General features: G+C 66.9%; 24 protein-coding genes. 11 read left to right on the top strand and 13 right to left on the bottom strand.

The window, feature by feature from the left end:
• The 5 genes from U4Y91_RS00005 to U4Y91_RS00025 all read right to left on the bottom strand — a co-directional run.
• A partial coding sequence (locus U4Y91_RS00005) for a methyl-accepting chemotaxis protein (protein ID WP_321802362.1) occupies window positions 1–1,032 on the bottom strand: 1,032 nt, incomplete at its 3' end.
• 123 nt (window positions 1,033–1,155) lie between these two features.
• Window positions 1,156–2,289 carry a hybrid sensor histidine kinase/response regulator gene (locus tag U4Y91_RS00010; protein ID WP_321802364.1) on the bottom strand — a complete coding sequence of 378 codons (1,134 nt, stop codon included), beginning with the start codon at window positions 2,287–2,289 and terminating at the stop codon, window positions 1,156–1,158.
• A 507-nt stretch (window positions 2,290–2,796) separates the two neighbouring features.
• Window positions 2,797–4,380, bottom strand: a complete 1,584-nt coding sequence (locus U4Y91_RS00015; protein WP_321802365.1) for a Na+/H+ antiporter — start codon at window positions 4,378–4,380, stop codon at window positions 2,797–2,799.
• A gap of 244 nt (window positions 4,381–4,624) precedes the next feature.
• Complete coding sequence (locus U4Y91_RS00020) at window positions 4,625–6,058, bottom strand: aldehyde dehydrogenase family protein (RefSeq protein ID WP_321802366.1); 1,434 nt, start codon at window positions 6,056–6,058, stop codon at window positions 4,625–4,627.
• Window positions 6,059–6,086: 28 nt separating this feature from the next.
• Window positions 6,087–7,727: an acetolactate synthase large subunit gene (locus U4Y91_RS00025; RefSeq protein WP_321802367.1), complete on the bottom strand. Its 1,641-nt coding sequence runs from the start codon at window positions 7,725–7,727 to the stop codon at window positions 6,087–6,089.
• A 381-nt stretch (window positions 7,728–8,108) separates the two neighbouring features.
• Between U4Y91_RS00025 and U4Y91_RS00030 the strand changes: the two genes are divergently transcribed.
• From U4Y91_RS00030 to U4Y91_RS00045, 4 genes are read left to right on the top strand one after another with little or no spacing between them, the layout of a single operon-like run.
• Window positions 8,109–8,426 carry a type II toxin-antitoxin system RelE/ParE family toxin gene (locus U4Y91_RS00030; protein ID WP_321803132.1) on the top strand — a complete coding sequence of 106 codons (318 nt, stop codon included), beginning with the start codon at window positions 8,109–8,111 and terminating at the stop codon, window positions 8,424–8,426.
• Window positions 8,427–8,429: 3 nt separating this feature from the next.
• Entirely contained in the window at window positions 8,430–8,729 is a 300-nt protein-coding gene (locus U4Y91_RS00035) for an addiction module antidote protein (protein ID WP_006750245.1), read from the top strand.
• A 10-nt stretch (window positions 8,730–8,739) separates the two neighbouring features.
• Entirely contained in the window at window positions 8,740–8,991 is a 252-nt protein-coding gene (locus tag U4Y91_RS00040; RefSeq protein WP_321802369.1) for a type II toxin-antitoxin system RelE/ParE family toxin, read from the top strand.
• Between the two features lie 12 nt (window positions 8,992–9,003).
• Window positions 9,004–9,306, top strand: coding sequence for a HigA family addiction module antitoxin (locus U4Y91_RS00045; RefSeq protein WP_047901479.1), 303 nt, complete (start codon window positions 9,004–9,006; stop codon window positions 9,304–9,306).
• Window positions 9,307–9,342: 36 nt separating this feature from the next.
• Here the strand turns inward: U4Y91_RS00045 and U4Y91_RS00050 are convergent, their stop codons facing one another.
• The 5 genes from U4Y91_RS00050 to andAc all read right to left on the bottom strand — a co-directional run bounded on the left by U4Y91_RS00050 (window position 9,343) and on the right by andAc (window position 14,130).
• Window positions 9,343–10,629: a DUF445 domain-containing protein gene (locus U4Y91_RS00050; RefSeq protein ID WP_321802372.1), complete on the bottom strand. Its 1,287-nt coding sequence runs from the start codon at window positions 10,627–10,629 to the stop codon at window positions 9,343–9,345.
• 164 nt (window positions 10,630–10,793) lie between these two features.
• Window positions 10,794–12,014, bottom strand: a complete 1,221-nt coding sequence (gene andAa / locus U4Y91_RS00055; RefSeq protein ID WP_321802373.1) for an anthranilate 1,2-dioxygenase system ferredoxin--NAD(+) reductase — start codon at window positions 12,012–12,014, stop codon at window positions 10,794–10,796.
• Window positions 12,004–12,330 carry an anthranilate 1,2-dioxygenase ferredoxin subunit AndAb gene (gene andAb / locus U4Y91_RS00060; RefSeq protein ID WP_044847551.1) on the bottom strand — a complete coding sequence of 109 codons (327 nt, stop codon included), beginning with the start codon at window positions 12,328–12,330 and terminating at the stop codon, window positions 12,004–12,006. The genes andAa and andAb overlap by 11 nt, the downstream gene beginning before the upstream one ends.
• Before the next feature lie 25 nt (window positions 12,331–12,355).
• A complete protein-coding gene (gene andAd, locus U4Y91_RS00065) occupies window positions 12,356–12,841 on the bottom strand; it encodes an anthranilate 1,2-dioxygenase small subunit AndAd (protein ID WP_059531699.1) in 486 nt (161 codons plus the stop codon).
• Window positions 12,842–12,858: 17 nt separating this feature from the next.
• Window positions 12,859–14,130: an anthranilate 1,2-dioxygenase large subunit AndAc gene (gene andAc / locus U4Y91_RS00070; RefSeq protein ID WP_321802375.1), complete on the bottom strand. Its 1,272-nt coding sequence runs from the start codon at window positions 14,128–14,130 to the stop codon at window positions 12,859–12,861.
• A gap of 210 nt (window positions 14,131–14,340) precedes the next feature.
• Between andAc and andR the strand changes: the two genes are divergently transcribed.
• Window positions 14,341–15,297 (top strand): anthranilate 1,2-dioxygenase regulatory protein AndR, encoded by a 957-nt coding sequence (andR, locus tag U4Y91_RS00075; protein WP_321802377.1) that lies wholly within the window; start codon window positions 14,341–14,343, stop codon window positions 15,295–15,297.
• A gap of 302 nt (window positions 15,298–15,599) precedes the next feature.
• Here andR and U4Y91_RS00080 read toward each other — a convergent pair whose 3' ends face one another.
• Window positions 15,600–16,490, bottom strand: coding sequence for a LysR family transcriptional regulator (locus tag U4Y91_RS00080; RefSeq protein ID WP_044847554.1), 891 nt, complete (start codon window positions 16,488–16,490; stop codon window positions 15,600–15,602).
• Window positions 16,491–16,581: 91 nt separating this feature from the next.
• On the opposite strand from U4Y91_RS00080, the gene U4Y91_RS00085 reads away from it, so the two are divergent.
• The 3 genes from U4Y91_RS00085 to catC are packed head-to-tail and all read left to right on the top strand — an operon-like array spanning window position 16,582 to window position 18,988.
• Window positions 16,582–17,715, top strand: coding sequence for a muconate/chloromuconate family cycloisomerase (locus U4Y91_RS00085; protein ID WP_321802379.1), 1,134 nt, complete (start codon window positions 16,582–16,584; stop codon window positions 17,713–17,715).
• A gap of 36 nt (window positions 17,716–17,751) precedes the next feature.
• Window positions 17,752–18,654, top strand: a complete 903-nt coding sequence (gene catA / locus U4Y91_RS00090; RefSeq protein ID WP_321802381.1) for a catechol 1,2-dioxygenase — start codon at window positions 17,752–17,754, stop codon at window positions 18,652–18,654.
• A 43-nt stretch (window positions 18,655–18,697) separates the two neighbouring features.
• Window positions 18,698–18,988 (top strand): muconolactone Delta-isomerase, encoded by a 291-nt coding sequence (catC, locus tag U4Y91_RS00095; protein WP_044847557.1) that lies wholly within the window; start codon window positions 18,698–18,700, stop codon window positions 18,986–18,988.
• Window positions 18,989–19,130: 142 nt separating this feature from the next.
• On the opposite strand, the gene U4Y91_RS00100 is transcribed toward catC, so the two are convergent.
• Complete coding sequence (locus U4Y91_RS00100) at window positions 19,131–19,916, bottom strand: NAD(P)H-dependent oxidoreductase (protein ID WP_321802383.1); 786 nt, start codon at window positions 19,914–19,916, stop codon at window positions 19,131–19,133.
• An 86-nt stretch (window positions 19,917–20,002) separates the two neighbouring features.
• Here U4Y91_RS00100 and U4Y91_RS00105 point away from each other — a divergent pair, with 86 nt between their 5' ends.
• Both U4Y91_RS00105 and U4Y91_RS00110 read left to right on the top strand, forming a co-directional pair.
• A complete protein-coding gene (locus tag U4Y91_RS00105) occupies window positions 20,003–20,896 on the top strand; it encodes a LysR family transcriptional regulator (RefSeq protein ID WP_321802385.1) in 894 nt (297 codons plus the stop codon).
• Between the two features lie 305 nt (window positions 20,897–21,201).
• On the top strand, window positions 21,202–21,612 hold the full coding sequence (locus U4Y91_RS00110; protein WP_044847560.1) for a DUF2471 family protein: 411 nt from the start codon (window positions 21,202–21,204) through the stop codon (window positions 21,610–21,612).
• 24 nt (window positions 21,613–21,636) lie between these two features.
• Here the strand turns inward: U4Y91_RS00110 and U4Y91_RS00115 are convergent, their stop codons facing one another.
• Window positions 21,637–23,670, bottom strand: coding sequence for an NADPH-dependent 2,4-dienoyl-CoA reductase (locus U4Y91_RS00115; RefSeq protein ID WP_321802386.1), 2,034 nt, complete (start codon window positions 23,668–23,670; stop codon window positions 21,637–21,639).
• A 76-nt stretch (window positions 23,671–23,746) separates the two neighbouring features.
• Between U4Y91_RS00115 and U4Y91_RS00120 the strand changes: the two genes are divergently transcribed.
• Entirely contained in the window at window positions 23,747–24,829 is a 1,083-nt protein-coding gene (locus U4Y91_RS00120; protein ID WP_321802388.1) for an AraC family transcriptional regulator, read from the top strand.
• The last annotated feature ends 19 nt before the right edge of the window (window positions 24,830–24,848 follow it).

Below are 24,848 nucleotides of genomic sequence, written 5' to 3' on the forward strand. Positions count from 1 at the left end.
CGACTGCTCGGCCACGCCATTCACCTCGTTCATCGTGCGCAGCAGGTCGCGCGGCGGCGCGCAAATTTCGCGCGACGTCGCGCCGATCTCGGTCGTCGTCGCCGCGGTTTCGTTCGCGGTCGCCTGCTGCTCGCGCGATGTCGCCGCGATTTCGGCGACCGACGTCGTCACCTGCAGCGACGACTGCTGCGCGCGCGCGACCAGCTCGGTCAACTCGTCGGCCATCCGGTTGAAACCCGTCTCGAGCGTGCCGAATTCATCGCGGCGGCGCAGGTCGAGGCGGCGCGTCAGGTTGCCGGTGCGCATCACGTCGTGCACCTCGACGAGCCGCGTCATCGGCACGGTGACGGAACGGTATAGCCCGTAGCCCAGCCCCAGCGCGGACAGCAGCACGATCGCCAGCGCGGTCGCGAGCACGACCTCGGTGTCCTGCACGGATTCGCGGATCAGCTTCGCGGACTGGTCGGCGAACTTGCGGTTCTCCTGCACCAGGATATTTGCGTTGCGCACGACCTCGGCCCATGAAGGCTGCACCTTCGCATAGGCGGCGATGGCCTCTTCGCGCGACACGCGACTCTTCTGCACCGCGTCGTTCAGCAGCGGCAGGTAGCGGTCGAAGGCGCCTCGAAACGTCGCGAAGCGCTGGCGGTCGTCATCGCGGAACGTCGTGTTCTGGTAGTCGACCGACAACGACTCGACCTCCTTGAGCGCCTCGCCGATCTTCGCGAAATCGCGCTGCACGAGTTCGGGATCGGTGTCGACGAACGTCGCCTGCTGCAGCGCCGTGAACGATTCGTTGACCGCCCCGCGCAGCGACGCCGCGAGATAGACGCCGGGCAGCGAATCGCGTTCGATGCTGACGGCTTCGCTGTTGATCGCGCGCAGGCGCTCGTAGGACACGCCGGCCATCACCAGCATCAGCACGAACAGCACGCCGAAGCTGATCAGGATACGGTTGCCGAGCGTCAGCCGGGCGGCGCCGCTCGTCGTGTGCAGGCTTTCATTGGTCGCGCGGGGCGTCACGGTGGCCATGTTCGTTATGGGCTTTCTAAAATCAGCGTTGAAAAAATCTGCACCCGCCTGCGCGCCGGACGGCGCGCCACGAGCGCATCGGGGTCTGCGGGCAACGCGGCACCGGCGGGCCGCGCCGCGAAATCATCGCTCCGCTTGTGCCGGCAGCCGAAGCGCGACCATGAAGCCGCGCGCCGTATTGCGCATCAGGATCTGGCCGCGATGCCGCGCGGCCGTCGCGCGGACGAACGCAAGCCCGAGGCCGAAGCCGCCGCGCGCCGCGCCATGCACGGATTCGAGCCGCACGAACGACTCGGTCGCGGCCGTGCGCTGCTCGGGCGCGATGCCGGAGCCGGCGTCCTCGACGCCGATCAGCCAGGCACCGTCGTCGTCGCTCAGCGTGCAATGCACGTCCGTACCGGCCGGGCCGTACTTCAGCGCGTTGTCGATCAGGTTCGCGACCGCGCGCGTGAGCATCATGCGGTCGCCCATCGTCACGCACTCGGTGTCGGGCACGTGGGCAACGACCCGGCTGCCGAATCCGGCCGCCTTCTCCCACAGCTGGTCGACCGCGTCGAGCACGATCTCGTTGAGGCTCAGGACCTCGTGCGCGCGGCGTTCCGACTGCGCGCGGGTCAGGTGGATGAAGCCGTCGGCGAGCGCGAGCGCGCGCCGGGCGTGGCCGGCAATGCGCTCCATGATCGCCGGCATGTCGCCGTGCTCGGTCCGGTAGACCTCGAGCAGCGCGAGAATCGACGTCTGCGGCGAGCGCATGTCGTGCGACAGGAAATCCAGCGCTTCGTCGCGCTGCCGCGACATCAGGTACGAATTCGAGTGATAGCGGATACGCGCGGTCAGCTCCATCGCGTCCGGGAGCTTCACGAGATAGTCGTTCGCGCCGGCGATGAACGCCTCGCGCTTGACGATCGGCTCTTCCTTCGCCGACAGCACGATGATCGGCACGCGTGCGGTGTCGGCGTTCGCGCGCCACGCGCGAACGAGGTCGAGGCCGTCGATTTCCGGCATCACGAGATCCTGCAGGATGACCGTCGGCTTCACGTCGCGCGCGACCGCCATCGCCCGGTGCGCGTCGGTGCACACATGCAGGTCGATATCGTGCTCGCTGCGCAGCGCGCGACGGATCACCTCGCCGACGAACGGCTGATCGTCGACGAGCAGAACCGATAGCCCCGATTCGAGACAATCCGGCGCATTTTCACCGCTGGATTCTTTCATAAATACCGTTTCAAACGCCAAATCTCCAATTGATTCTTTCATAGGAGTTGTTTATCCGACTTGGACGCCATCTTAAAATATGGCGGCAGAGAAATCCGCCTGTGTTGCCGATCTGGCCTGTCGGCATTGCCTCGCGGGGATCCGAACGCCGAATTCACCCCGACGACGGTCGCATTACCTCCGCGCGCTTTCTCTCAATAAAGATAACCGGCTGATTCTAAATGAAATTAGAACACAGCATCTATCTCCTTCCGGTTTAGTTTTGCCAAATATGGTGAGAGAGCGGAATTCAGATAAATCAGATCATTTCCGGGCGCGAAAGACGACAACGTTTGCGAAGCCGTCGCCACGAGGTTTGCATGCGCTGCAAGGCCCACGCGTCGAACGTATCGGGGCCGGATTTCGATGCGACGGAATCGGGGAGGTGGAAACGGGAAAAGCACGCGCCGCGACCGGATCGGCCGCGACGCGGCAGGCATGGAACGCCGCCGGCCGGGGCCGGTGGCGCAGCAAGGCGGCCGTGCGCTCACCGCCCGGCCGCGCGGCCGGTTACCCGCGCGCGTGCTGCGCGGACACTTCCTGCAGGTCGAGATCGCGCTCGACCATGTGCAGCATCTCGTCGTGAATGCGGCCCGAACGATGCAGGCGCAGCAGTTCCACCCGCCCGGCCTTGATCGCGGCCAGCACGACATCGTAGTGAGCGACGCGGACCTCCGCCGGATATTCGGGCTCGTTCTTCGCCCGCTCGGTCAGTTCCGCACGATACGTGTATTGCTCCAGCAGGCGCGGGTGAATCACCTTGCCGCTATCGTCGCGCACCAGCGGCTGGATCGCCGCGAGCTGCGCTGCCTCGATATGCGCCCACGTCTGCGGCTCGGTCAGGTGATGCGCGGCGCGCTCTTCGCGTTGCGGCAGGCGCAGCAGCCGGATCAGCGGCCCGATGGTCGTGCCCTGCAGCAGCACGGTGACGAGGATCACCGCGAACGACGCGACCAGGATCACGTCGCGGCCCGGCAGCGCCTCCGGCAACGACAGCGCGATCGCCAGCGTCACGACCCCGCGCATGCCGGCCCAGCTCATGACCGTCGCGGCCTTCCAGTCGGGCGCGCCGCCGCGCCGCACGATCCCGCGCACCGGCCACTTCAGCGCCTCGACGGCATAGACCCACACGAAGCGCGATACGATCACGGCCGCCAGTACCGCGAGCACGGCCGGCATCATCGTGGCGAGCACCTGCTCGAAGCCGCCGAGCCGGTGGATCGCGCCGCGCAGCGACAGCCCGATCAGCACGAACACCAGCGCTTCGAGCAGGAACACGATGACCTGCCAGAACGCGGTGCCGCGCGTGCGCACGGCCGCCGAGAACACCTCGTGCTGATGCCAGCCGACGATCATGCCGGTCGTGACCGTCGCGATCACGCCCGACACCTCGGCCATCTCGCCCGCGATGTATGCGATCCAGCCGGCGATCACCGCGACGGTGACCACCAGGTAGTCGTCGTCGAGCAGCTTCAGGAACCACACGACGAGCTTGCCGACCAGGAAGCCGACCACGACGCCGCCGAGCCCGAGTTCCGCGAAGCGCACGACCGCGTGCTCGAGGCTGAACGCGCCCGTCAGCGCGGCGGCGACCGCGAAGCGGAACAGCACCAGGCCCGCCGCGTCGTTCAGCAGGCTCTCCCCTTCGAGCAGCACCATCAGACGGCGCGGCAGCGCGACGCGTTCGAGCACCGCCTTCGCGGCCACCGCATCGGGCGGCGACACGATCGCGCCGAGCGCAAAGCACGCGGCCCACGGCAGCGACGGCACGACCCAGTGCACGGCAAAGCCGACCGCGAACGTCGTGAACACCACGGCGCCGATCGCGAGCAGCAGGATGCCGCCCACATTGCGCTTGAACTCTTCCCACACGGTGAAATACGCGCCGTCCATCAGCAGCGGCGGCAGGAACACGAGCAGCACGAGTTCCGGATCGAGGTTGATCGGCGGCAGGCCGGGAATGAACGCGATGCCGATGCCGCCGATCAGCAGCGCGGCCGCTGGCGGCAACCGCAACCGCTTGGCGATGTATTCGAGCGCGACGATCGCAAGGAATGACAACAGAACCAGCTTGAATGCCGAGACGGGCGACATGAATCGACCTCGTGAGGAATGAATGCGCACGCCAGCCGGTGTCGTACCCCGGTTGGCCATTTCGCGCGATTACATCACGATGCGATGCGTGCAGTCGAGCGCGTTCGGCCGGCGCGGCACGCGTTGCCGCGACGATGGCGCACGGCGGGCATCGCCGCGATCCGTCGGTGCGCGCCGAAACGAAAACGGCACGCGAGCCGGCGCGATTCGCCCGCCCGCGTGCCGTCATGCGGCGCCCCGCGCGCTAGCGGCGCCGCACGACCATCAGGCGCGGCTCGGTCATGTCCTCGATCGCGTAGCGGATCCCTTCGCGGCCGAGCCCCGAATCCTTCACACCGCCATACGGCATGTTGTCGACGCGGAACGACGGCACGTCGTTGATCACGACGCCGCCCACCTCCAGCTCGTCCCATGCGCGCTGCGCATGCGCGAGCGAATCGGTGAACACGCCGGCCTGCAGCCCGAAGTCGCTGTCGTTGACGCGCGCGAGCGCATCGTCGAAGCGCTCGAACTTCTCGAGGATCGCGACCGGACCGAATGCCTCCTTGCGATAGAGGTCCTGTTCGCGGCCGACGTTTTCCAGCAACGTCGCCTCGAACATCGCGCCGTCGACCTTGCCGCCCGCGACGATCTTCGCGCCCGCCGCGACGGCCGCATCCATCCAGCCCGACAAGCGGCGCGATTCGGATTCCGAGATCATCGGGCCGACGAACGTCGACGGATCCTTCGGATCGCCCATCTTCAGCGAACGCGTCTTCGCGACCAGCTTGTCGCGCAGCGCGTCGTACAGGTCCGCATGCACGAGGATCCGCTGCACGCCGATACAGCTCTGGCCCGACTGGTAATACGCGCCGAACGCGAGACGCTCGACCACGTAGTCGAGCTGGTCGCGCTGGTCCGCGTCGACGATCGCCGCCGCGTTGCCGCCGAGCTCCAGCACGACTTTCTTCTTGCCGGCCTTCTCCTTCAGCGCCCAGCCCACGGCGGGCGAGCCCGTAAACGACAGCAGCCTGAAGCGCTCGTCGGTCGTGAACAGGTCCGCGCCGTCGCGATGCGCGGGCAACACCGAGAATGCGCCCTTCGGCAGGTCGGTTTCGGCGAGCACCTCGCCGATGATCAGCGCGCCGATCGGCGTGCGGCTCGCGGGTTTCAGCACGAACGGACAGCCTGCGGCCAGCGCCGGTGCGACCTTGTGCGCGGCGAGGTTCAACGGGAAGTTGAACGGCGAGATGAACGAGCACGGGCCGATCGGCACACGCCGCGTATAGCCGGTGTAGCCTTGCGCGCGGGCCGAGATCTCGAGGTTGATCACTTCGCCGTCGATGCGCACCGACTCCTCGGACGCGACGCGGAACGTATCGATCAGCCGCGTCACTTCGCCCTTCGAATCGTTGATCGGCTTGCCGGCCTCGATGCACAGCGCCTCGGCCAGCTCGTCGAAGCGCTCGCGAAAGCGCGCGACACAGTGGTCGAGCACCGCCTGCCGCTTGTAGGCCGGCAACTCGCGCATCGGCTTCGCGGCGTCGACCGCCGCGCCGATGGCCGCATCGATCGCCTTCGCGTCGGCCAGCGCGACGCGCGTCGCGACCTTGCCGCTGAACTTGTCGGTGACTTCCAGCTCGGTGTTCGCGTAGACGGCCTCGTTGGCCAGATGGTACGGATAGGTATCCTTCAGCATGGAACGCTCCTTCCGGTGAACGGCGGATTCAGAGTTGCGCCGACAGGCGCTTGATTTCGCGGTTGAGCACGCGCTCGTTGTCCGAATAGTCGATCGGCACGTCGATCACGTGCACGCCCGGCGTCGCGAAGCAGTCGCGCAGCAGCGGCTCGAGATCGTCGGCCGCTTCGACGCGATGCCCGTGCGCGCCGTAGCTCTGCGCATACGACACGAAATCGGGGTTCTTCAGCGTCATCGCGAAATCGGGGAAGTTCATGTTTTCCTGCTTCCAGCGGATCATCCCGAATGCATCGTCGCGCAGGATCATCACGACGATGTCGAGCTTCAGCCGCACGGCCGTTTCGAGTTCCTGCGAATTCATCATGAAGCCGCCGTCGCCGCACACGGCGATCACCTTGCGCTGCGGATGCACGATCTTCGTCGCGATCGCCGACGGCAACCCTGCGCCCATCGACGCGAGCGCATTGTCGAGCAGCAGCGAGTTCGGTTCGTGCGCGCGCCAGTAGCGCGCGAACCAGATCTTGTACATCCCGTTGTCGAGACAGACGATCCCGTCGACCGGCAACGCGTTGTACAGGTCGTTCACGATCCTCACCGGGTACATCGGGAAGCGCGGGTCGCGCTGGCCCTTCTCCAGGTGCGCGTCGAAATGCGCCTTGATCATCTTGAATCGCTCGAAATCCCAGTGCGCCTGGGGCGTTACCGCTTCCTTCATCTGCCACACCGCGTTCGCGATGTCGCCAACGACTTCGATCTGCGGGAAGTAGACGGGATCGACCTGCGCGCCGAGGAAGTTCACGTGGATCACTGTCTTGTCGTCCGTGCGCATGAAGAACGGCGGTTTCTCGATCACGTCGTGGCCGACGTTGATGATGCAGTCCGCGTGCTCGATCGCGCGGTGCACGAAGTCGCCGTCGGACAGCGTCGCGTTGCCGAGCCACAGCGGATGCGTTTCGTCGATCACGCCCTTGCCCATCTGCGTCGTAAAGAACGGGATGCCCGTCTTGTCGACGAATTCGAGCAGCATCTTGCAGGTCGTCTTGCGATTGCCGCCCGCGCCGATCATCAGCAGCGGATGGCGCGCGGCCTGGATCGCGTCGACCGCGTGCGCGACCGCCTTCTCCTCGGCCACCGGCCGCCGGCTGTAGCTGCGCGGGATCGGCTTGCCGTCGCCCTCCTCGTGCGCGATGTCTTCCGGCAGTTCGAGGTGCGCGGCGCCCGGGCGCTCCTCCTCCGCGCGGCGGAACGCCTCGCGCACCGCCGATGGAATGTTGCCGATCGACACGATCTGCCGCGTGAACTTCGTGAGCGGCTGCATCATGTCGACGACGTCGACGATCTGGAAGTGGCCCTGCTTGCTGGACTTGATCGGCTTCTGCCCGGTGATCATCAGCATCGGCATGCCGCCGAGCTGCGCATACGCGGCGGCCGTCACGAAGTTGGTCGCGCCCGGCCCGAGCGTCGCGAGACACACGCCGGTGCGGCCCGTCAGGCGGCCGTAGGTGGCGGCCATGAACCCGGCCGCCTGCTCGTGCCGGGTCAGCACGAGCTTGATCTTCGATCGCCGCAGCGATTCGAGCAGATCGAGGTTTTCCTCGCCGGGAATGCCGAATACGTACTCGACGCCTTCGGCTTCCAGCGCCTTCACGAACAGATCCGATGCTTTCATGGGGGACTCTCGGTTGATGCCGCCTGCCCGGCTTACGGGCGCGCGACGTTCAGAACGCGCGCCGGCCTACGGCACGCGGACGCTTTACCTACTGGACACTGACCACGGCACTGCCCGCCGTGCAGAACACGGCGGCGCCTCCATGTGCAGGAGGACAAACGGATTCGCCCGCGCGCAGCAAGCACACGCGGGCGGCAAGGACGTTTTTGATTGTAGACGGATTCGCGGAATTCCGACTTCGGCCGAATGGCCGGGTCCGGCCGCGCGAAAGGGTCGGCCTGACGGCCAATTCGACCTCAAGCGGCGCGCGCGGCCCTATCGTTGGGGGCAACCCAATTTCATTCATCGAACCTGTGAACCATGGTTGACATACTGAGATCCATGCCCTACAGTGCCCCTACATTCAGTATCCGGACCACCGATGTCTTCGACGCGTGGTTTGCCGGCCTGCAGGATCGCATCGCCAAGCGGCGCATCCAGGCCCGCATCGACCGCCTGTCGATGGGCAATCCGGGCGACTGGAAATCCGCCGGCTCGCCCGTCGTCGAAATGCGTATCGACCACGGCCCCGGTTATCGCGTCTACTACGTCAGGCGCGGAACGATATGGGTGATCCTGCTCTGCGGCGGCGACAAGTCGACGCAACAGGCGGACATCCGCGCCGCGCACGCGATGCTCGAGCGGCTCGACCTGGAGTAACCGATGGACAAGATCAAGACCCGGCCATGGGATTCGGCCGAACACCTGAAGACCGACGACGACATGGCCGACTACTTCGAGGCCTGTCTGCAGGAAGCCGGCGACGACCCGGCCTTCATCGCGCATGCGCTCGGCGTGATCGCCCGCGCGCGCGGCATGTCGCAGGTCGCGCGCGACGCGGGCCTGTCGCGCGAAGGGCTGTACAAGGCGCTGTCGCACGACGGCAATCCGAGCTTCGGCACGATCCTGAAGGTGATCAAGGCACTCGGCCTGCAACTGCACGGCGCGAAAGCGCACGCGTGATGCGGAGCACATGGCATCGCGCCCGCTGCGCGATGCACGTGGCCGCGTCGATGCAACTACCCTGCCGCCCCCGAACAAGCCAAGCCCGATCGCTGCCGCGAAAGAGCTGCGCGATCTGCGGGCCCCGCCTGGCAACCGGCTCGAAGCGTTACACGGCGATCGGGAAGGCCAGCACAGCATCCGCATCAACGAGCGATGGCGGATCTGTTTCGAATGGCGCGACGATGGCCCCGCCCAGGTCGAGATCGTCGACTATCACTGACTGGAGCCTCGCATGCTCAAGAACGGAATGCGCCCGATTCATCCGGGCGAAGTCCTGCGGGAAGAATTCCTGGTTCCGCTGGAAATGAGCGTCAATGCGTTGGCGCTCGCGCTGAACGTGCCGGCGACGCGCCTGCACGAAATCGTCAAGGAACGGCGCGGCATCACCGCCGACACGGCTTACCGGCTCGCGCGCTACTTCGATACGTCGCCGGAATTCTGGCTGAACCTGCAGGCCGCTTACGACCTGAAGACTCTGCCGACGCGCAGCGAGATCGACCGCAAGGTCGAACCGCGTGAACGCACGCACGCATAGGCACCGACCGACGCGGTCGTTCCCAGCGCAGCCGCATCAATGCAGCCACCCCGCGGCCCAGCGCGGCACCAGCGACACCAGATACAGCCCGAGCCCGATCAGCCCGCCGACCAGCGTGCCGTTGATGCGGATGTACTGCAGGTCCTTGCCGATGTTCAGCTCGATCTGCCGCGACATTTCACGCGCATCCCAGTTGCGCACCGTATCGCGGATGTGACGCATCAGGAAATCCGCGAAATCCGGCGCCATCTCGTGCACGGCCTTCTCGATGTGCTCGTTCAGCGACGCGCGCAGCGCCGGGCTTTCCGCGAGCCGCGCGCCGAGCCAGCCGCCGAGCGTCGCGGCCTGCCGGTGCAGCGTCGAATCGGGCCGTGCGAGATCGGCCTTCAGCCATGCGCGCAACTGGTCCCACAGATCGCGCACGTAGTCGTTGAACGCGTCACCGTCGCGGATGTAGCGCTTGATCTCGTCGCCCTTCGCGATGAACGCCGGGTCGTGCTTCAGCCGCTCGGTCAGCCGCACGACCGTGCGGTCGAAGCGCTGCCGCAGCTCGTGTTCGGGATCGGCCGCCACGCCCTCGAGCACGCGGCTCACCGCGCTCGCCAGCATGCGCGCGCCGTTCTCGCCGAACCACTGCGTCGGCATGATCTTCTCGATCTTCGGGTACTGCGTCTTCAGCCATTCGACGATGAAGCCCGCGATCACCTCGCGGTTCTCCTCCTTGTCGAGCACGTCGACCACCTGTTCGATCGCATCGTCGAGCAGCGCCTGGTGGCGGCCGTCCTTCGTCAGCGTATCGAGGATCGCGCCGGCCGATTGCGACAGGTCGATCCGGTCGATCACCGCGCGGAACGCGTCGTGGACGAACGACTGGATCCGCGCGTCGTCGGTCATGTCGAGCGCGAAGCTCATCAGCTTCGTCACGTAGCCGCCGAGCGCGTCGGTGTTCGCGGGCTCGCCGAGCCACGCGCCGAGTTTCCGCGCGGGATCGTGCTGGCGGATCTGCGCGGCGAGCGCGTCGGGGCCGAGGAATTTCTCGCGCACGAACACCGCGAGGTTGTCGGCGATCTTGTCCTTGTTCTTCGGGATGATTTCGGTGTGGCGCGACACGAACGGGATCGGCACGCGGCGGAACAGCGCGACGACCGCGAACCAGTCGGCAAGCGCGCCGACCATCGCAGCCTCGGCAACCGCCTTGAAGCCGTCGACCCACGGGCCGCGCGGCAGCAGGATCGTCGTGACGAATACCGCGACGGCGGCCAGCAGCAGCCATAGCGCGCGGCGCTTGCTGCGTTTCAGTTCGAGGGCTTTGTCTGTCGTCATGGGCGACCGGTGAAACGGCAATGCCGCTAATATGCACCGATCGCCGGCCCGCGACAAACCCGCACGCATTGCGCGCGCCGGGAATGTTGTCCTGAACGGGTTTCTTCCTGCGTTTGAGCTATCCGACGCGAACACGGCCGCCCCGGCCATGTTCGTGCCTTGCCTCAGAGAAACGTTTTCAGGTTCACGGCAGGATCGGCGAGCTTCACCGGATCGGGCACGGCCCCTGCCGCAATCAACCGCCGCGACGCGCCGATGTCGCGCCCCAGGTTCGCCGCGGCCACCGCCGCGATCTTCCCGTCGCCATCCAGCCCGAACACCGTGAACGGCCCGCTCGCGGGATCGCCGCGCACGACGGTCGTCCGCTCGCTGCCGAACAGCCCGAGCATCTGCAGATTGCAGTCGTACTGATCGGACCACAGCCACGGCAGCTCGGCATAGATTTCGTCCGCGCCGAGCAGGTTCGCGGCCGCGACGGCCGGCTGGTTTTCCGCGACCTGCCACGACTCGATCCGCACGTGACGCCCGAGCAGCGGATTGAAGTGCATCGTCACCTCGCCGGCGGCGAAGATCGCGCGATCGGCCGTCCGGCATCCCGCGTCGACCCGGATCCCGTTGTCGACGTCGAGGCCGGCCGCCTGCGCGAGTTCGACATTGGGCACGACGCCGATCCCGACGACCACGATATCGGCCGGCACGTCGCCGCGATCGGTCTCGACGATCGCGCCGCCGCCCGGTGCGCGGCGAATCTCGCGCGGCAGCGTCGCCATCTGGAAGAGCACGCCGCGCGCGTCATGCAGTTGCCGCGCATACGCGCCGACGACTTCCGGCAACGCACGCTGCAGCAAGCGCGCAGCCGGGTCGATCACCGTCACGTCGCAACCGAGCTGGCGCGCCGCGGCCGCCACTTCGAGGCCGATGAAGCCGCCGCCGAGCACCGCCACGCGACGCCCCGGCGCGAGCTGCGCGCGCAACGCACGCGCGTCGGCCACGGTGCGCACGTAATGCGGGACGACGCCTTCGTCGACCGGCCCGCCGAACGCACGCACGCGCGAACCGGTCGCGAGCACGAGCCGCGTGTACGGCACCGTCGCGCCGTCGTCGAGCCGCACGCGCTGCACGGCGCGCTCGATCGCGTCGACGCGCGAGCCGAGCCGCAGCGTGATGCGCTGCGCGTCGTACCACGCGGCATCGCGGATAAACGCGCGCTGCTCGCCGCCGTCCGTCAGCAGCGCGTCCTTCGACAGCGCGGGCCGGTCGTACGGCAGCTCGCGCTCCGCGCCGATCATCACGATGCGTGCGTCGGCGTCGCGCGCGCGCAGCGCCTCGGCCGTGCGCCGGGCCGCGTGGCCGGCGCCGACGATCACGAACGGGTCAGCCGACATTGACTTCCACCTGCCCGTCGACGATCCGGATCGGATAGGTCCGCACCGGCTCGGTGATCGGCGCGCATTTCGGCGCACCCGTGCGAATGTCGATCAGCCCCTGGTGCAGCGGGCATTCGACGCAGCCGTCTTCCACATAGCCTTCGGACAAGCGCGCGTGACCATGCGAACAGAGGTCATGCATCGCGAACAGTTCGTCGCCGATCCGGAACACCGCGATCGGCTTCTGGCCGGCGACGCGCGCCGCCGGTTCGTCTTCGGAGAATTCGTCGAATGTGCCCAGCGGGTGCCATTCGGCGAGCGTTGCTTCGGTCATGTCGTTTCCTTGGCTGTCGGATCGGTCAGATCGGGGTGGCGAGCAGCGTCTGCACGCGCGACGTGTCGTAGATCACGCGCTTGGTCTTGTAGCGCAGCCCGTCGGGCGTGCGCACGACCGTGTCGTAGTACTTGCCGGCCTGGTACACGTTCGATTCGCCGTTGCTGCGCGTCTGCACGACCACGTAGTTGCTCTCGGTGTCGATCTCGCCGTCGCGTTCGGCGACGATCGTGAGGCCCGACGTCATGTGCCGGTACGTGTGCTCTTCGAAGATGTTCGCGTGCCGCAGCGACACCACGCGATCGCGCAACATCCGCTGGTTCGTGCAGTGGACGATCCCGACCGGCAGCCCGAGATCCGCGTTCTCCTTCGGCACGATCTCGTACGTGCAGTCCTCGGTGAACATTTCCGGCCAGTGTTCGAGCCGGTCGTTGTCGAGGTGGCCGATGTAGCGGTTCTGGAGCATGTAAATCTCGAACCACGTCTTCATGTCTTCCGTCAGGTTTTCCATCGTTCCGCGCTCCCGCTTCAATAGCCCATCAGCTTCTGATAACCGACCCAGAACTTGCGGATCAGGCTTTCGGTGATCACCGTGTCCTGCTGGTCCGGATTGCCGCGCGACATCTCGATCACCGACGTCGCGTCGGCGTCGCGCACCGTGCCGCGCTGCACGAGTTCGGTCGCCTCCGTGTCCTCCATCGAGATGTAGCCGGCCGGCCCGACGAGGTTCGCCTGCTTGATGCGCAGCGCGCGCAGCTCGGGCGTGTCGTCCGCGTAGCCGAAGAAGTGGAAGATCAGCTCGAAGTTGTCCGGCCCCTTCGGCAGGATCTGGCGCGCGACCAGCGTGTTGTGGATCTGCTGGATCACGAGCTGCGGGAAGATCGGCTGGATGTGGTTCGTGCAGTCCTCGTCGTATTCCGACACGAGATCGAGGATCGACTCGTCTTCGAGATGGAAACCCTCGTCGAACGAGCGGATGTTCTGCTGCTTGTACGCTGCCGACGTGTCGTCGCCCGTCTTCGTCACCGTGATGATGCTGTGCAGCCCGTGGTTCGCATCCGGAATCGAGCGCGCCTTCATCCCGACGCGGAAGATGTTGAAGGTCGTATGGAACAGGTGCAGCATGCTCGCGTGATACGGGTCCTTCACGTTCTCCATGTACAGCTTCCAGTTCGACTTCGAATACTGGCGCGTGCAGCCGAGATACTCGATCGGCTTGTGGAAGATCCGGTCGATCCACGGACGCATCTGCTCGCCCAGGTATTCGGGCAGCGGCGCGACCTCGTCGCTGAAGGTCGCGAACACGAGCCCGCGATAGCTGTCGACGCGCAGCTTGCGCAGCCCGTGCTGCTTCGGGTCGAAGTCGGCCGGCATCCCGGTCATCCCCTTCTGGCCGCGCCGGAACGGCACGCCGAGCAGGTTGCCCTGGTTGTCGAAGCTCCACTGGTGGTAGACGCACGTGTGCGAGCTCGCGTTGCCGCGCGACTTGCGGCAGACCTGCGCGCCGCGGTGCGCGCAGCGGTTCACCCAGGCGGACAGCGTGCCGTCCTCGGTGCGCGTGACGACGACCGGCGTATCGCCGACGAACGTGCTCTTGAAGTCGCCGGCGTTCGGGATTTCCGCTTCCAGCGCGACGAAATTCCAGGTCGGCCCGCGGAAGATGCGTTCCTGCTCGCGATCGTAGACCGCGCGCGAGCTGAACACCTTGTACGGCACGCGCGAACCGTCTTCGTGCGGAAAGCGCACATCGGACGCGTCGTCACGCGCGGCGAATACGACGGGCGATTCTGTCTGCTCCATGTCGGACTCCTTGTGGTTCCGGTTCGTTGATTCCATGGAGCCGATTTTTGAAAAGCTAATATTCGGCGGCTATCCGGAAAGTGCGATTGCGGCGGCGCAATATCCACTTTCGGCGGATTTCTGCGCTAGCATGGCGACACACGCGACCCGGCGCACGATCGCGACCCATTCGTCGGATCGAAGCGCGCGTCCACACCAAGGCCGATGCCCATGTCCCCAACGTCGTTCGAGCCGCTTGCGCTGCGCGCGCACCGGCTGTTCGAATCCCGCGATCTCGACGAGACGCGCGAGCGGATCTCGCGCGTGATGCAGCCGCACGCGCTGCTGCCGAGCGGGCGCGTGCAAGGCGCATCGCATATGGATTTCGTCCGGCTCGGCGGGCTCGGGATCGGCACCATCGCGTTCGGCGATGCGATGCGCGTGCAGGTCGACGCCGTCGACGGCTATTACCTGCTGATGTTCTGCCTGTCCGGGCAGGCGGAAGTCCACGCGATGGGGCGCCGGCTCGGCGTCGACGGGCAGACGGGCGTGCTGTGCGCGCCCGGCGAGCGCTTCGACGCGGTGCTCTCCGCCGACTGCGAGCAGTTCGTGCTGCGCATCGATGCCGCGACCGTCGGCTCGCTGACCGGCGACCCGCGCGCGATGCTCGACCCCGTGCTGCACATCAGCGATGCCGCGCTCGCCGCGTGGCGCCAGCAGCTGATGCTCGTCGCCCGCTCGCCCGAATTGCTCGAACGTGCGAATGCGAACCCGCGCGTCGCGTCGCAGCTCGAGCATCTGCTGATCGATCTGCTGATCGAAGGCCACCCGCCATCGATACCGAGCGCGCGCCTCGATCCCGCGCCGGGATTCGTGCGGCGCGCGCAGGAGTTCGTGAACGCGCACTACGCGCAACCGCTGCAGCTCGCCGATATCGTCCAGGCCGCCAACGTGCCGGAGCGGACGCTGCGCGACGCCTTCCTGCAGTTTCGCGGGATGAGCCCGATGCAATACCTCCGCGCGACGCGGCTCGAGCATGCGCGGGAGTTGCTGCGCGGGTCGGCGTCCGAGCGGCGGATCGCCGATATCGCGCTCGATTGCGGGTTCACGCACCTCGGGCGGTTCGCGATCGCGTACCGGGAGAAGTTCGGCGAATCGCCGTCGGAGACGCTCGACGGGAAGCGGTAGGTGGGTGACGGGCTTGTCGGGCTTGTCGGGCTTGTCGGGCTTGTCGGGCTTGTCGGGCTCGGCTGCCTTGTCGCCTTGCTGCCTTACCCGCCTTACCGCCTTACCGCCTTACCGCCTTACCGCCTTACCGCCTTACCGCCTTGCCGCCTTGCTGCCTTACCGCCTTACCGCCTACCGGCCTGGTAGGCTCGCTGCGCACCTGCATCTACGGCAAAAGACATCGCATCGCGCTGCCCTCTCCACATTCGGCGTAGCGCGGCGAAATTGACCGTTAGTTGCAATCGATACAGAAACGACCGGCCCTACGCCGCCGGCGCGATCATCGCCCGCGCGATCGCGCAGAACGCGGTCGTCGCGGCGCTTTCGCCGTGCAGCCGGCGGCTCATGATGATCGGCGACGTCGCCGTGGGTTCCGGCAGCCGCCGGTAGACGACGCCCTTCACGCGCACGCCTTCCACGCTTTCCGGCACCAGCGACACGCCCACCTGCGCGGCGACGAGCCCGAGCGCCGTCTGCAGTTCGCGCACCTCGTGCACGGCCGCCGGCACGAGCGCGCCGTCGCGCAGCGCGGACAGCTGCTGGTCCGCGAAGCTCGGCCGCGGCGTGCTCGGATAGACGATCAGCGTCTCGTTCGCGATGTCCGCGAGCGTCAGCGGCCGGTCCGGATCGGCGAGCGGATGCCCGACCGGCAGCGCCGCGATCAGCTTTTCCTCGATCAGCGCCTCGCGCACGAGCTGGTCGTCGTCGAAGCGCAGGCGGCCGAACCCGACGTCGATCCGCCCGCCCTTCAGCGCGCCGAGTTGCTCGAGCGTGAACATTTCGATCAACGACAGCTCGACGTCCGGCTGCGCCTCGCGAAACGCGCGGATCACGTCCGGCAGCGCGCCATAGAGCGTCGACGGCACGAAGCCGATCACGATCCGCTCCGACAACTGCGCGAGCCGCCGCGTCAGCGGGCCGAGCTCGTCGGCCTGTTCGACGACCCGCGTCGCCTGCGCATAGAACACGCGGCCCGCGTCGGTCAGTTTCAGCGGCCGCGCGCCGCGCTCGAACAGCGGCAGCCCGACCTCGTCCTCGATCGCCTGGAGCTGGCGGCTCAGCGGCGGCTGCGTCATGTGCAGCCGCTCCGCGGCCCGCGTGATGTTCATTTCCTCCGCGACGGCGATGAAGTACCGGAGCTGGCGCAATTCCATTTCATGCCTCAAAGGTATGGAAGTAGTCGGAAAGAGTGTTGGACGACGCCGGGCGGGAATTCCTACCATGTGCACCAACAGGAGGAATCGCATGATAGCAACTGCCGCCACCATCGAACGCATCGACACGCTGCTCGTCGACGTGCCGACGATTCGGCCCCACAAACTGTCGGTCGCCACGATGAATTGCCAGACCCTCGTGCTGGTCCGCGTTCGATGCACGGACGGTATCGAAGGCGTCGGCGAGGCGACCACGATCGGCGGACTCGCGTATGGCGAGGAGAGCCCCGAGAGCATCAAGGTCAACATCGACACCTACTTCGCGCCGCTGCTGCAAGGCATGGACGCGACGCGTCCGGGCGCTGCGATGGCGCGTGCGCGCAAGCTGTTCCAGGGCAACCGGTTCGCGAAGTGCGCGCTCGAAACCGCGCTGTTCGACGCGCAGGCGCGCCGCCTCGGCGTGCCGCTGTCCGAGTTGTTCGGCGGCCGCACGACCGACGCGGTCGACGTGGCCTGGACGCTCGCGAGCGGCGACACGCAGCGCGACATCGCGGAAGCCGAGGCGATGCTCGACGCACGCCGCCATCGCGCATTCAAGCTGAAGATCGGCTCGAATGCGGTCGACGACGACGTCGCGCACGTGATCGCGATCAAGCGCGCGCTCGGCGAGCGCGGCGACGTGCGCGTCGACGTGAACCAGGCCTGGACCGAAACCGATGCGATCCGCGCCGGCGCACGACTCGCCGACGCCGGCGTGAGCCTCGTCGAGCAGCCGATCGCCGCGACCAATCGCGCGGGGCTCAAGCGCCTCACGCAGCTCGCGCAGATTCCTATCATGGCCGACGAAGCGCTGCACGGTCCCGTCGATGCGTTCGCGCTCGCGCAGGACCGCGCGGCCGACGTGTTCGCGGTGAAGATCGCGCAGTCGGGCGGCCTGCTCGGCGCGGCGAGCGTCGCATCGATCGCGTCGGCGGCCGGCATCGACCTGTACGGCGGCACGATGCTCGAAGGCGCGGCCGGCACGATGGCGTCCGCGCAACTGTTCAGCACGTTCGGCTCGCTGAAATGGGGCACCGAGCTGTTCGGCCCGCTGCTGCTCACCGAGGAAATCCTCGTCGAGCCGCTGCGTTACCAGGATTTCAAGCTGCACCTGCCGGCGACGCCCGGCCTCGGCATCACCTTCGACTGGGCCCGCATCGAACGGATGCAACGCGACGCCCGCTGATCCCGCACGACACGACAACCGAAACCGGAGACACAGATGAACAAGCCAGCCATCGACGCCCTGCTGAAGACCTTCGACGACGCCGCGGAAAAGCCCGGCAATCCGCGCGTGCGCGCGATCGTCAACCGGATCGTGAAGGACCTCTGCTACACGATCGAGGATTTCGACGTGCAGCCGAGCGAGTTCTGGACCGCGCTCAACTACCTGAACGAAGCCGGCCGTGAATTCGGGCTGATCGCCGCGGGCCTCGGCCTCGAGCGCTTCCTCGACGTGCGGATGGACGAGGCCGAGGAGAAGGCCGGCTTCCACGGCGGCACGCCGCGCACGATCGAAGGGCCGCTGTATGTCGCGGGCGCACCGGAATCGGTCGGCCATGCGCGTCTCGACGACGGCACCGATCCGGGCCAGACGCTGATCATGCGCGGCCAGGTGCTCGGCCAGGACGGCACGCCGATCGCGAATGCGCTCGTCGAGGTATGGCACGCGAACCATCTGGGCAACTACTCGTACTTCGATCAGTCGCAGCCGGCGTTCAACCTGCGCCGCTCGATCCGCACCGACACCGAGGGCCGCTACAGCTTCCGCAGCGTGCTGCCGGTCGGCTACAGCGTGCCGCCGGGCAGCAAGACCGAGCAACTGCTCGACCAGCTCGGCCGCCACGGCCATCGTCCGGCGCACATCCACTTCTTCGTTTCCGCGGACGGATATCGTAAGCTGACGACGCAGATCAACATCGAAGGCGATCCGCATATCTGGGACGACTTCGCATTCGCGACCCGCGAAGGGCTGATCCCGAAGATCAAGCAGGCCGAGGGCACGGAAGGCAAGCCGTATGGCGTCGACGGGCAGTTCGCGCTGATCGACTTCGATTTCTCGCTGCTCAAGGACAAGCAGGACGTGCCGGCAAGCGAAGTCGAGCGGGCACGGGCGCAGGCCTGAGCGGCCGTCCCGTTCGACGAATCGACAACGCAAGGAGCGCAGGATGCTGTTTCATGTGGAAATGACCGTCCGCCTGCCGGCGGACATGGACCCGGTCAAGGCGGCCACGCTGAAGGCCGAAGAGAAGGCGATGTGCCAGCGGCTGATGAACGAAGGCGTCTGGCGGCATCTGTGGCGGATCGCGGGGAAGTATGCGAACGTCAGTATTTTCGACGTCGAAAGCGTGCAGCAGCTGCATGACCTGTTGAGTCAGCTGCCGTTGTTTCCGTATATGGAGATGGAAGTGCGGGCGCTGTGCCGGCATCCTTCTTCGGTGCGGGAAGATGATCGGTAAGAAGTGAATGTGCAGCGCGGCGTTATCGAACGGCCGCGCGAAGCACGACCCGGGCGGCCGGCGATTTTCTCGCCGGTCGCCCGGGTCGTTTTGCAGCCGCCGGGTTCAGGTAGCGCCCCGCATCACGACGATGCAGTGACGATCACCGCTCGCTCGCCAGATGCGCCGCGAACCCGACCGTCCCCGGCGCGATTTCCGCCTTCAGCGTCAGCGCCGGAATGTCGTAGTCGCCCGCGTTCTGTCGCCGGAACGGAATCGGCTGCGCGGTCCACAGTTCGTCGAGACGCTTGCCGAGCGCCGCACGCGTTTCGTCGAAGCGCCCGTCGTCCATCCGGTGCGTCTGGTAGATCACGAACGGCGGCAGCACGTCGAACCCCGGGTAATACAGAATCCCGTGCTGGATCGGGAACAGCACGTCGTCGATCGGCCCGTTGATGCCGCGCGCGCTGTAATGCGACTCCCAGCCGCCCGTCGTGACGATCACCATCGCCCGTTTGCCCGCCAGCGAACCTTCGCCGTAACGGTCGCCCCAGTGCAGGTCGGAATGCTCGCCGACGCCGTACGCGAAGCCGTACGCATACACCCGCTCGACCCAGCCCTTCATGATCGCCGGCATCGAGAACCACCACAGCGGAAACTGCAGGATCACCGCGTCGGCCCGCTTCAGCTTGTCCTGCTCGCGCGCGATGTCGTCGCGCTGCATGCCCGTCTCGAACGCGCGCTTCGAATCGAGTGCGGGATCGAAGCGCGCATCGGGCGCACGGTCGGTCACGTCATCCGCGTCGAACGCGGCCTTCCAGTTCATCGCATACAGATCGGTCACCTGCACGGCATGGCCTGCCGCTTCGAGATGCTCGACCGCGAAATCCCGCAACGCACCGTTCAGCGAGCGCGGTTCGGGATGGGCATAGACGATCAGCACGTTCATGTTCAATGCTCCGTTGATTGAATGACTGCAGGATGCCGTCGCCGAAGGTATATTGGAAATGAATTCCCGATATCCCAGGTATAGCCGTGAACAATCTCAGACGACTGGATCTGAACCTGCTGGTCACGCTCGACGTGCTGCTCGCCGAGCACAACGTCACGCGGGCGGCCGAGAAACTGAACATGTCGCAGCCGTCGGTCAGCGTGCAGCTGCAGAAACTGCGCGACCTGTTCGGCGATCCGCTGTTGCTGCCGGGGCCGCGCGGAATGCGGCCGACCGCGCGCGCGGAAGCGTTGCGCGAGCCGCTGCGGGACGCACTCGAAGCGGTCGAACGCGCGGTGCTGACGGCCACGCCGTTCGATCCGGCAACCGCGACGAATACGTGGCGCGTAGCCGCAACCGACTACGGCGAATCGACGATCGTGCTGCCCGCGCTGAACACGCTGCGCTCGGCCGCGCCCGCGACGCGCCTCGCTGTCGTCGAACTGGTGCCGCCGCGCCTCGAGCAGGACGCCGAGCGAAACGGTATCGACCTGGCCTTCCACACGACCGAGGGTTCGCCGGAAGGGATGCGGCGCCTGCCGCTGTTCGTCGAGCGTTACGTGCTGGTCGGCCGTGCCGGTCATCCGAGGCTGAAGCGGCGCCCTACGCTCGCGCAGTTCGGCGCGCTGGAACACGTGATCGTGTCGCCTGACGGCGGCGGCTTCTTCGGCGTGACCGACGAAGCGCTCGCGAAAGCCGGCGCCACGCGGCGCGTGGTGCTGTCGGTGCCGCATTTCCTGTTCGTGATGACGGCCGTCGCCAGCACGGACCTCGTCGCGATGCTGCCCGAGCGGCTGGTGCGCAACACGCCCGCATTGCGCGTCGTGGAGGCGCCGGTCGAGGTGCCCGGCTACGAGATGTCGATGCTGTGGCACGAGCGCGTGCACCGCGATCCGGCGCATCGATGGCTGCGGGAGACGATTGCCGCGTCGGTGTAGATCGCCAGCCGGACGGTCGGCGCAGTGAGGTCACCGCGAGGTTCCGAGACACGACGTGCGCAGCGCGATGCAGCGAAGAGCACGGAGCAGAAACGGGCTTCTTACTAATGCGGCTTCATGCGTCGGCCGCCTTCGCCGACCGCCCTCGCCGGTCGCCCGAATCCGCCCGCCCGAAGCCGGTCGCCGCACGAACACATTCATTCAGCACTTGAAACCGCCTCAAACACTGTATATATTTACAGTGCTTTTGTACCATTTGACCCGAATTCCGTCACCCATGACGGACGGACTTTTGTGAGGCGACCATGTTCCAGTCATCCGCATTCGATCCCGAGCAACCCGGCTTCAATCCCGTCCACTTCGAGCGTGCCGCGCGGCAAGCGGTCGTCGATCTTCAGCGTGTCGTCGGCGGCCCCGCGCAGCGGGCGCTCGGCTTGCGGCGCCGCAGCCATCCGGCCGCCGTCCGCACGATGAGCTGGCAGGCGCTGCTGAATGTCGAGGAGCTGGCGTTCTCGAACACCGGCTTCCTGAACCGCAACGATCCGATGGTTGTCGACGCCTTCATCCGGCTGCGCGACAGCCGGATGGTCGCCGCGGACGTCGAGGAAGCCGTCGACTGGAAGCGCGACGACGACGATCTGCCCGCCGTCTATCTGATCGTCAAGGCGATGCTGGAAGCGGAAGAGCGCGAGACACAACGCGTCGAGATGGAGTGACGGCGGCGCCTCGCGGCCGTACCGTTACAGCCGCGCCGCGAGCCGCGCGCCCTGATCGATCGCACGCTTCGCATCGAGCTCGGCCGCCAGTTCCGCGCCGCCGATCAGATGCACGGAGCGTCCGGCCGCCTGCAGCGGCGCGAACAGCGCGCGCTGCGGTTCCTGCCCCGCGCACAGCACGATCGTGTCGGCTTCGATCAGTTCGTGATCGGTGCGCTGCTCGCCGTACGACACGTGCAGCCCGCGCGCATCGATCAGTTCGTAGTTCACGCCGCCGATCATCTTCACCTGCTTCATCTTCAGCGTCGCGCGGTGAATCCAGCCGGTCGTCTTGCCGAGCCCCTTGCCGAGCGGCGCGGCCTTGCGCTGCAGCAGCGTCACTTCGCGAGCGGGCGCCGCGACCTGCGCGCGCGTCACGCCGCCGCGCGTCGCGGCCGGATCGGTCACGCCCCACTCCGCTTTCCACTCTTCCAGATCGAGCGTCGGCGACTCGCCGTCCTGCACCAGATACTCGGCGACATCGAAGCCGATGCCGCCCGCGCCGACCACCGCGACACGCCGGCCGACCGGCTGCCTGCCGGCGAGCACGTCGATATAGCTGAGCACGTTCGGCCCGTCCTGGCCGGGAATCTTCGGGTCGCGCGGCGCCACGCCGGTCGCGAGCACGATCTCGTCGTAGCCGCCCGCGATCAGGTCGCTCGCATCGACGCGGCGGTTCAGGTGCAGGTTCACGCCGGTCAGCTCGACCTGACGGCCGAAGTAACGCAGCGCTTCGTCGAACTCCTCCTTGCCCGGAATCCGCTTCGCCATGTTGAACTGGCCGCCGATCTCCGGTGCCGCCTCGAACAGGTCGACGTGGTGGCCGCGCTGCGCGAGCACGGTCGAGCATGCAAGCCCGGCCGGCCCGGCGCCGACCACCGCGATGCGCTTCGGCTGCTGCACGCGCGTATAGATCAGCTCGGTCTCGTGGCAGGCGCGCGGGTTCAGCAGGCACGACGCGATCTTGTTCCTGAACGCGTGGTCGAGACACGCCTGGTTGCAGCCGATGCAGGTGTTGATCTCGTCGGCGCGGCCCTGCGCGGCCTTGACGACGAACTCGGCATCCGCGAGCAGCGGGCGCGCCATCGACACCATATCCGCGCACCCGTCCGCGAGAATCTGCTCGGCCACTTCGGGCCGATTGATCCGGTTGGTCGTCACGAGCGGAATGCCGACCTCGCCCTTCATCTTCTTCGTCACCCACGCGAACGCGCCGCGCGGCACCGACGTGGCGATCGTCGGCACGCGCGCCTCGTGCCAGCCGATCCCGGTGTTGATGATGGTCGCACCCGCGCGCTCGACGGCCTTCGCGAGCTGCACGGTCTCGCTCCAGTCGCTGCCGTCGGGAATCAGGTCGAGCATCGACAGCCGGTAGATCAGGATGAAGTCGCGCCCGACCGCTTCGCGCGTGCGCTCGATGATCTCGATCGGCAGGCGGATCCGGTTCTCGTACGAACCGCCCCACTGGTCGGTGCGCTTGTTCGTATGCATCGAGATGAACTGGTTGATCAGGTAGCCCTCGGAGCCCATGATCTCGACGCCGTCGTAACCGGCCTCGCGCGCGAGCTGCGCGCAGCGGACGAAGGCACGAATCTGCCGCTCGACGCCGCTTGCGCTGAGTTCGCGCGGCGCGAACGGCGAGATCGGCGACTTGATCTTCGACGGCGCAACCGCGAACGGATGGTAGCCGTAGCGGCCGGTATGCAGGATCTGCAGCGCGATCTTGCCGTCGTCCGCATGCACGGCGTCGGTGATCACGCGATGGCGCCGCGCGCCGGCCGACGTCATCAGCGTGCCGCCGAACGGCTTGGTCCAGCCGGCCACGTTCGGCGCGAAGCCGCCAGTCACGATCAGGCCGACGCCGCCGCGCGCGCGTTCGGCGAAATAGTCGGCGAGCCGCGGCAGCGTCTTGCGGCTGTCCTCGAGGCCCGTGTGCATCGACCCCATCAGCACGCGATTCTTCAGCGTGGTGAAGCCGAGGTCGAGCGGCGCGAGCAGATGGGGAAAGGAGGTCGTCATGATGATCCTGCCGGTAAGCGATGCGTGTCATCGTAGGCTGCGCGCCGCCTTGAACGTGAGGGGGCAAACAGCCATAATGCTTGTCATTTCCGGCCAAATCGACATGACCTCCCCGTCACGCAAGGATCACCTCGGGCTACGCCGGCCGACGATTCCGGTCGCCTATACGCGCCTGCTGCTGCAGGCGCTGGCCGCACGCGGCGTCGATCTGGCCGCCGTGCGCGCGGGCACCGGGCTGCGCGATGCGGTGTTGGCCGAACCGGACGCGCGCGTCGCGCCGTCGCAATGGGGCCGGCTCGTGCTCAACGCGATCGAGATCGGCGGCGATCCGGGCATCGGGCTCGCGTTCGGGCTGCTGCTGAAGCCGACCGCGCACGGCTTCCTCGGCTATGCGACGCTGACCGCGCGGGACATCCGGGAAGCGCTGGTCGTCACGCAGCGCTACTTCCGGATGCGCAACCGCCAATATCGGCTGACCTATGCGGAGGACACGCACGGCGCGACGCTCGAACTGCACGGCGTGCAGGCGAGCCCCGTGCTGCAGCATCACGTGATGTTCGAGTTCGTGCTGACGGGGCTCGCGCAGAACATCTCGCAGTGGTCCGGACGCGCGTCGCCGCCGATCGTGCTGCGCTTCACGTGGCCCGAGCCCGGTTATTTCGCGCGTTATCGCGACCAGTTGCCGCCGGTCGAATTCGGCTGCGCGGCGAACGCGCTGTGGATCGCGCACGACGTGCTCGACTGGCCGCTGCCGCTCGCCGACGAAGTCGCGCACCGGCAGGCGCTGGTGCAGGTCGAGCGCGAGTATGCGCAGGTACGCCAGGAGGAAGGCGATCTCGTCGAGCGCGTGCGCGCGGAACTGGCGCGAACGGCCGGCGACTATTCGAGCCCGGAGGCGCTCGCCGACGCGCTGCTCGTGTCGACGCGCACGTTGCGGCGCCGGCTCGAGGACGCCGGGTCGAGCTATCGGCAATTGCTCGACGAAGCGCGGTTTCGCGACGCGAAGCAATTGCTCTGCGCATCGGACCTCGACCTGAAGACGATCGCCGAGCGGCTGCAGTTCACCGACCCGGCGAATTTCACGCGCGCATTCCGGCGCTGGGCCGGGCAGACTCCGAGTGCGTATCGGGAAGCGGCCGGCGACCCGGCGAGCGAGTAAGCCGGAAAGCGCGCGCTCG

It is taken from the genome of Burkholderia sp. BCC1993 (assembly GCF_905339865.1).
GTDB lineage: Bacteria > Pseudomonadota > Gammaproteobacteria > Burkholderiales > Burkholderiaceae > Burkholderia.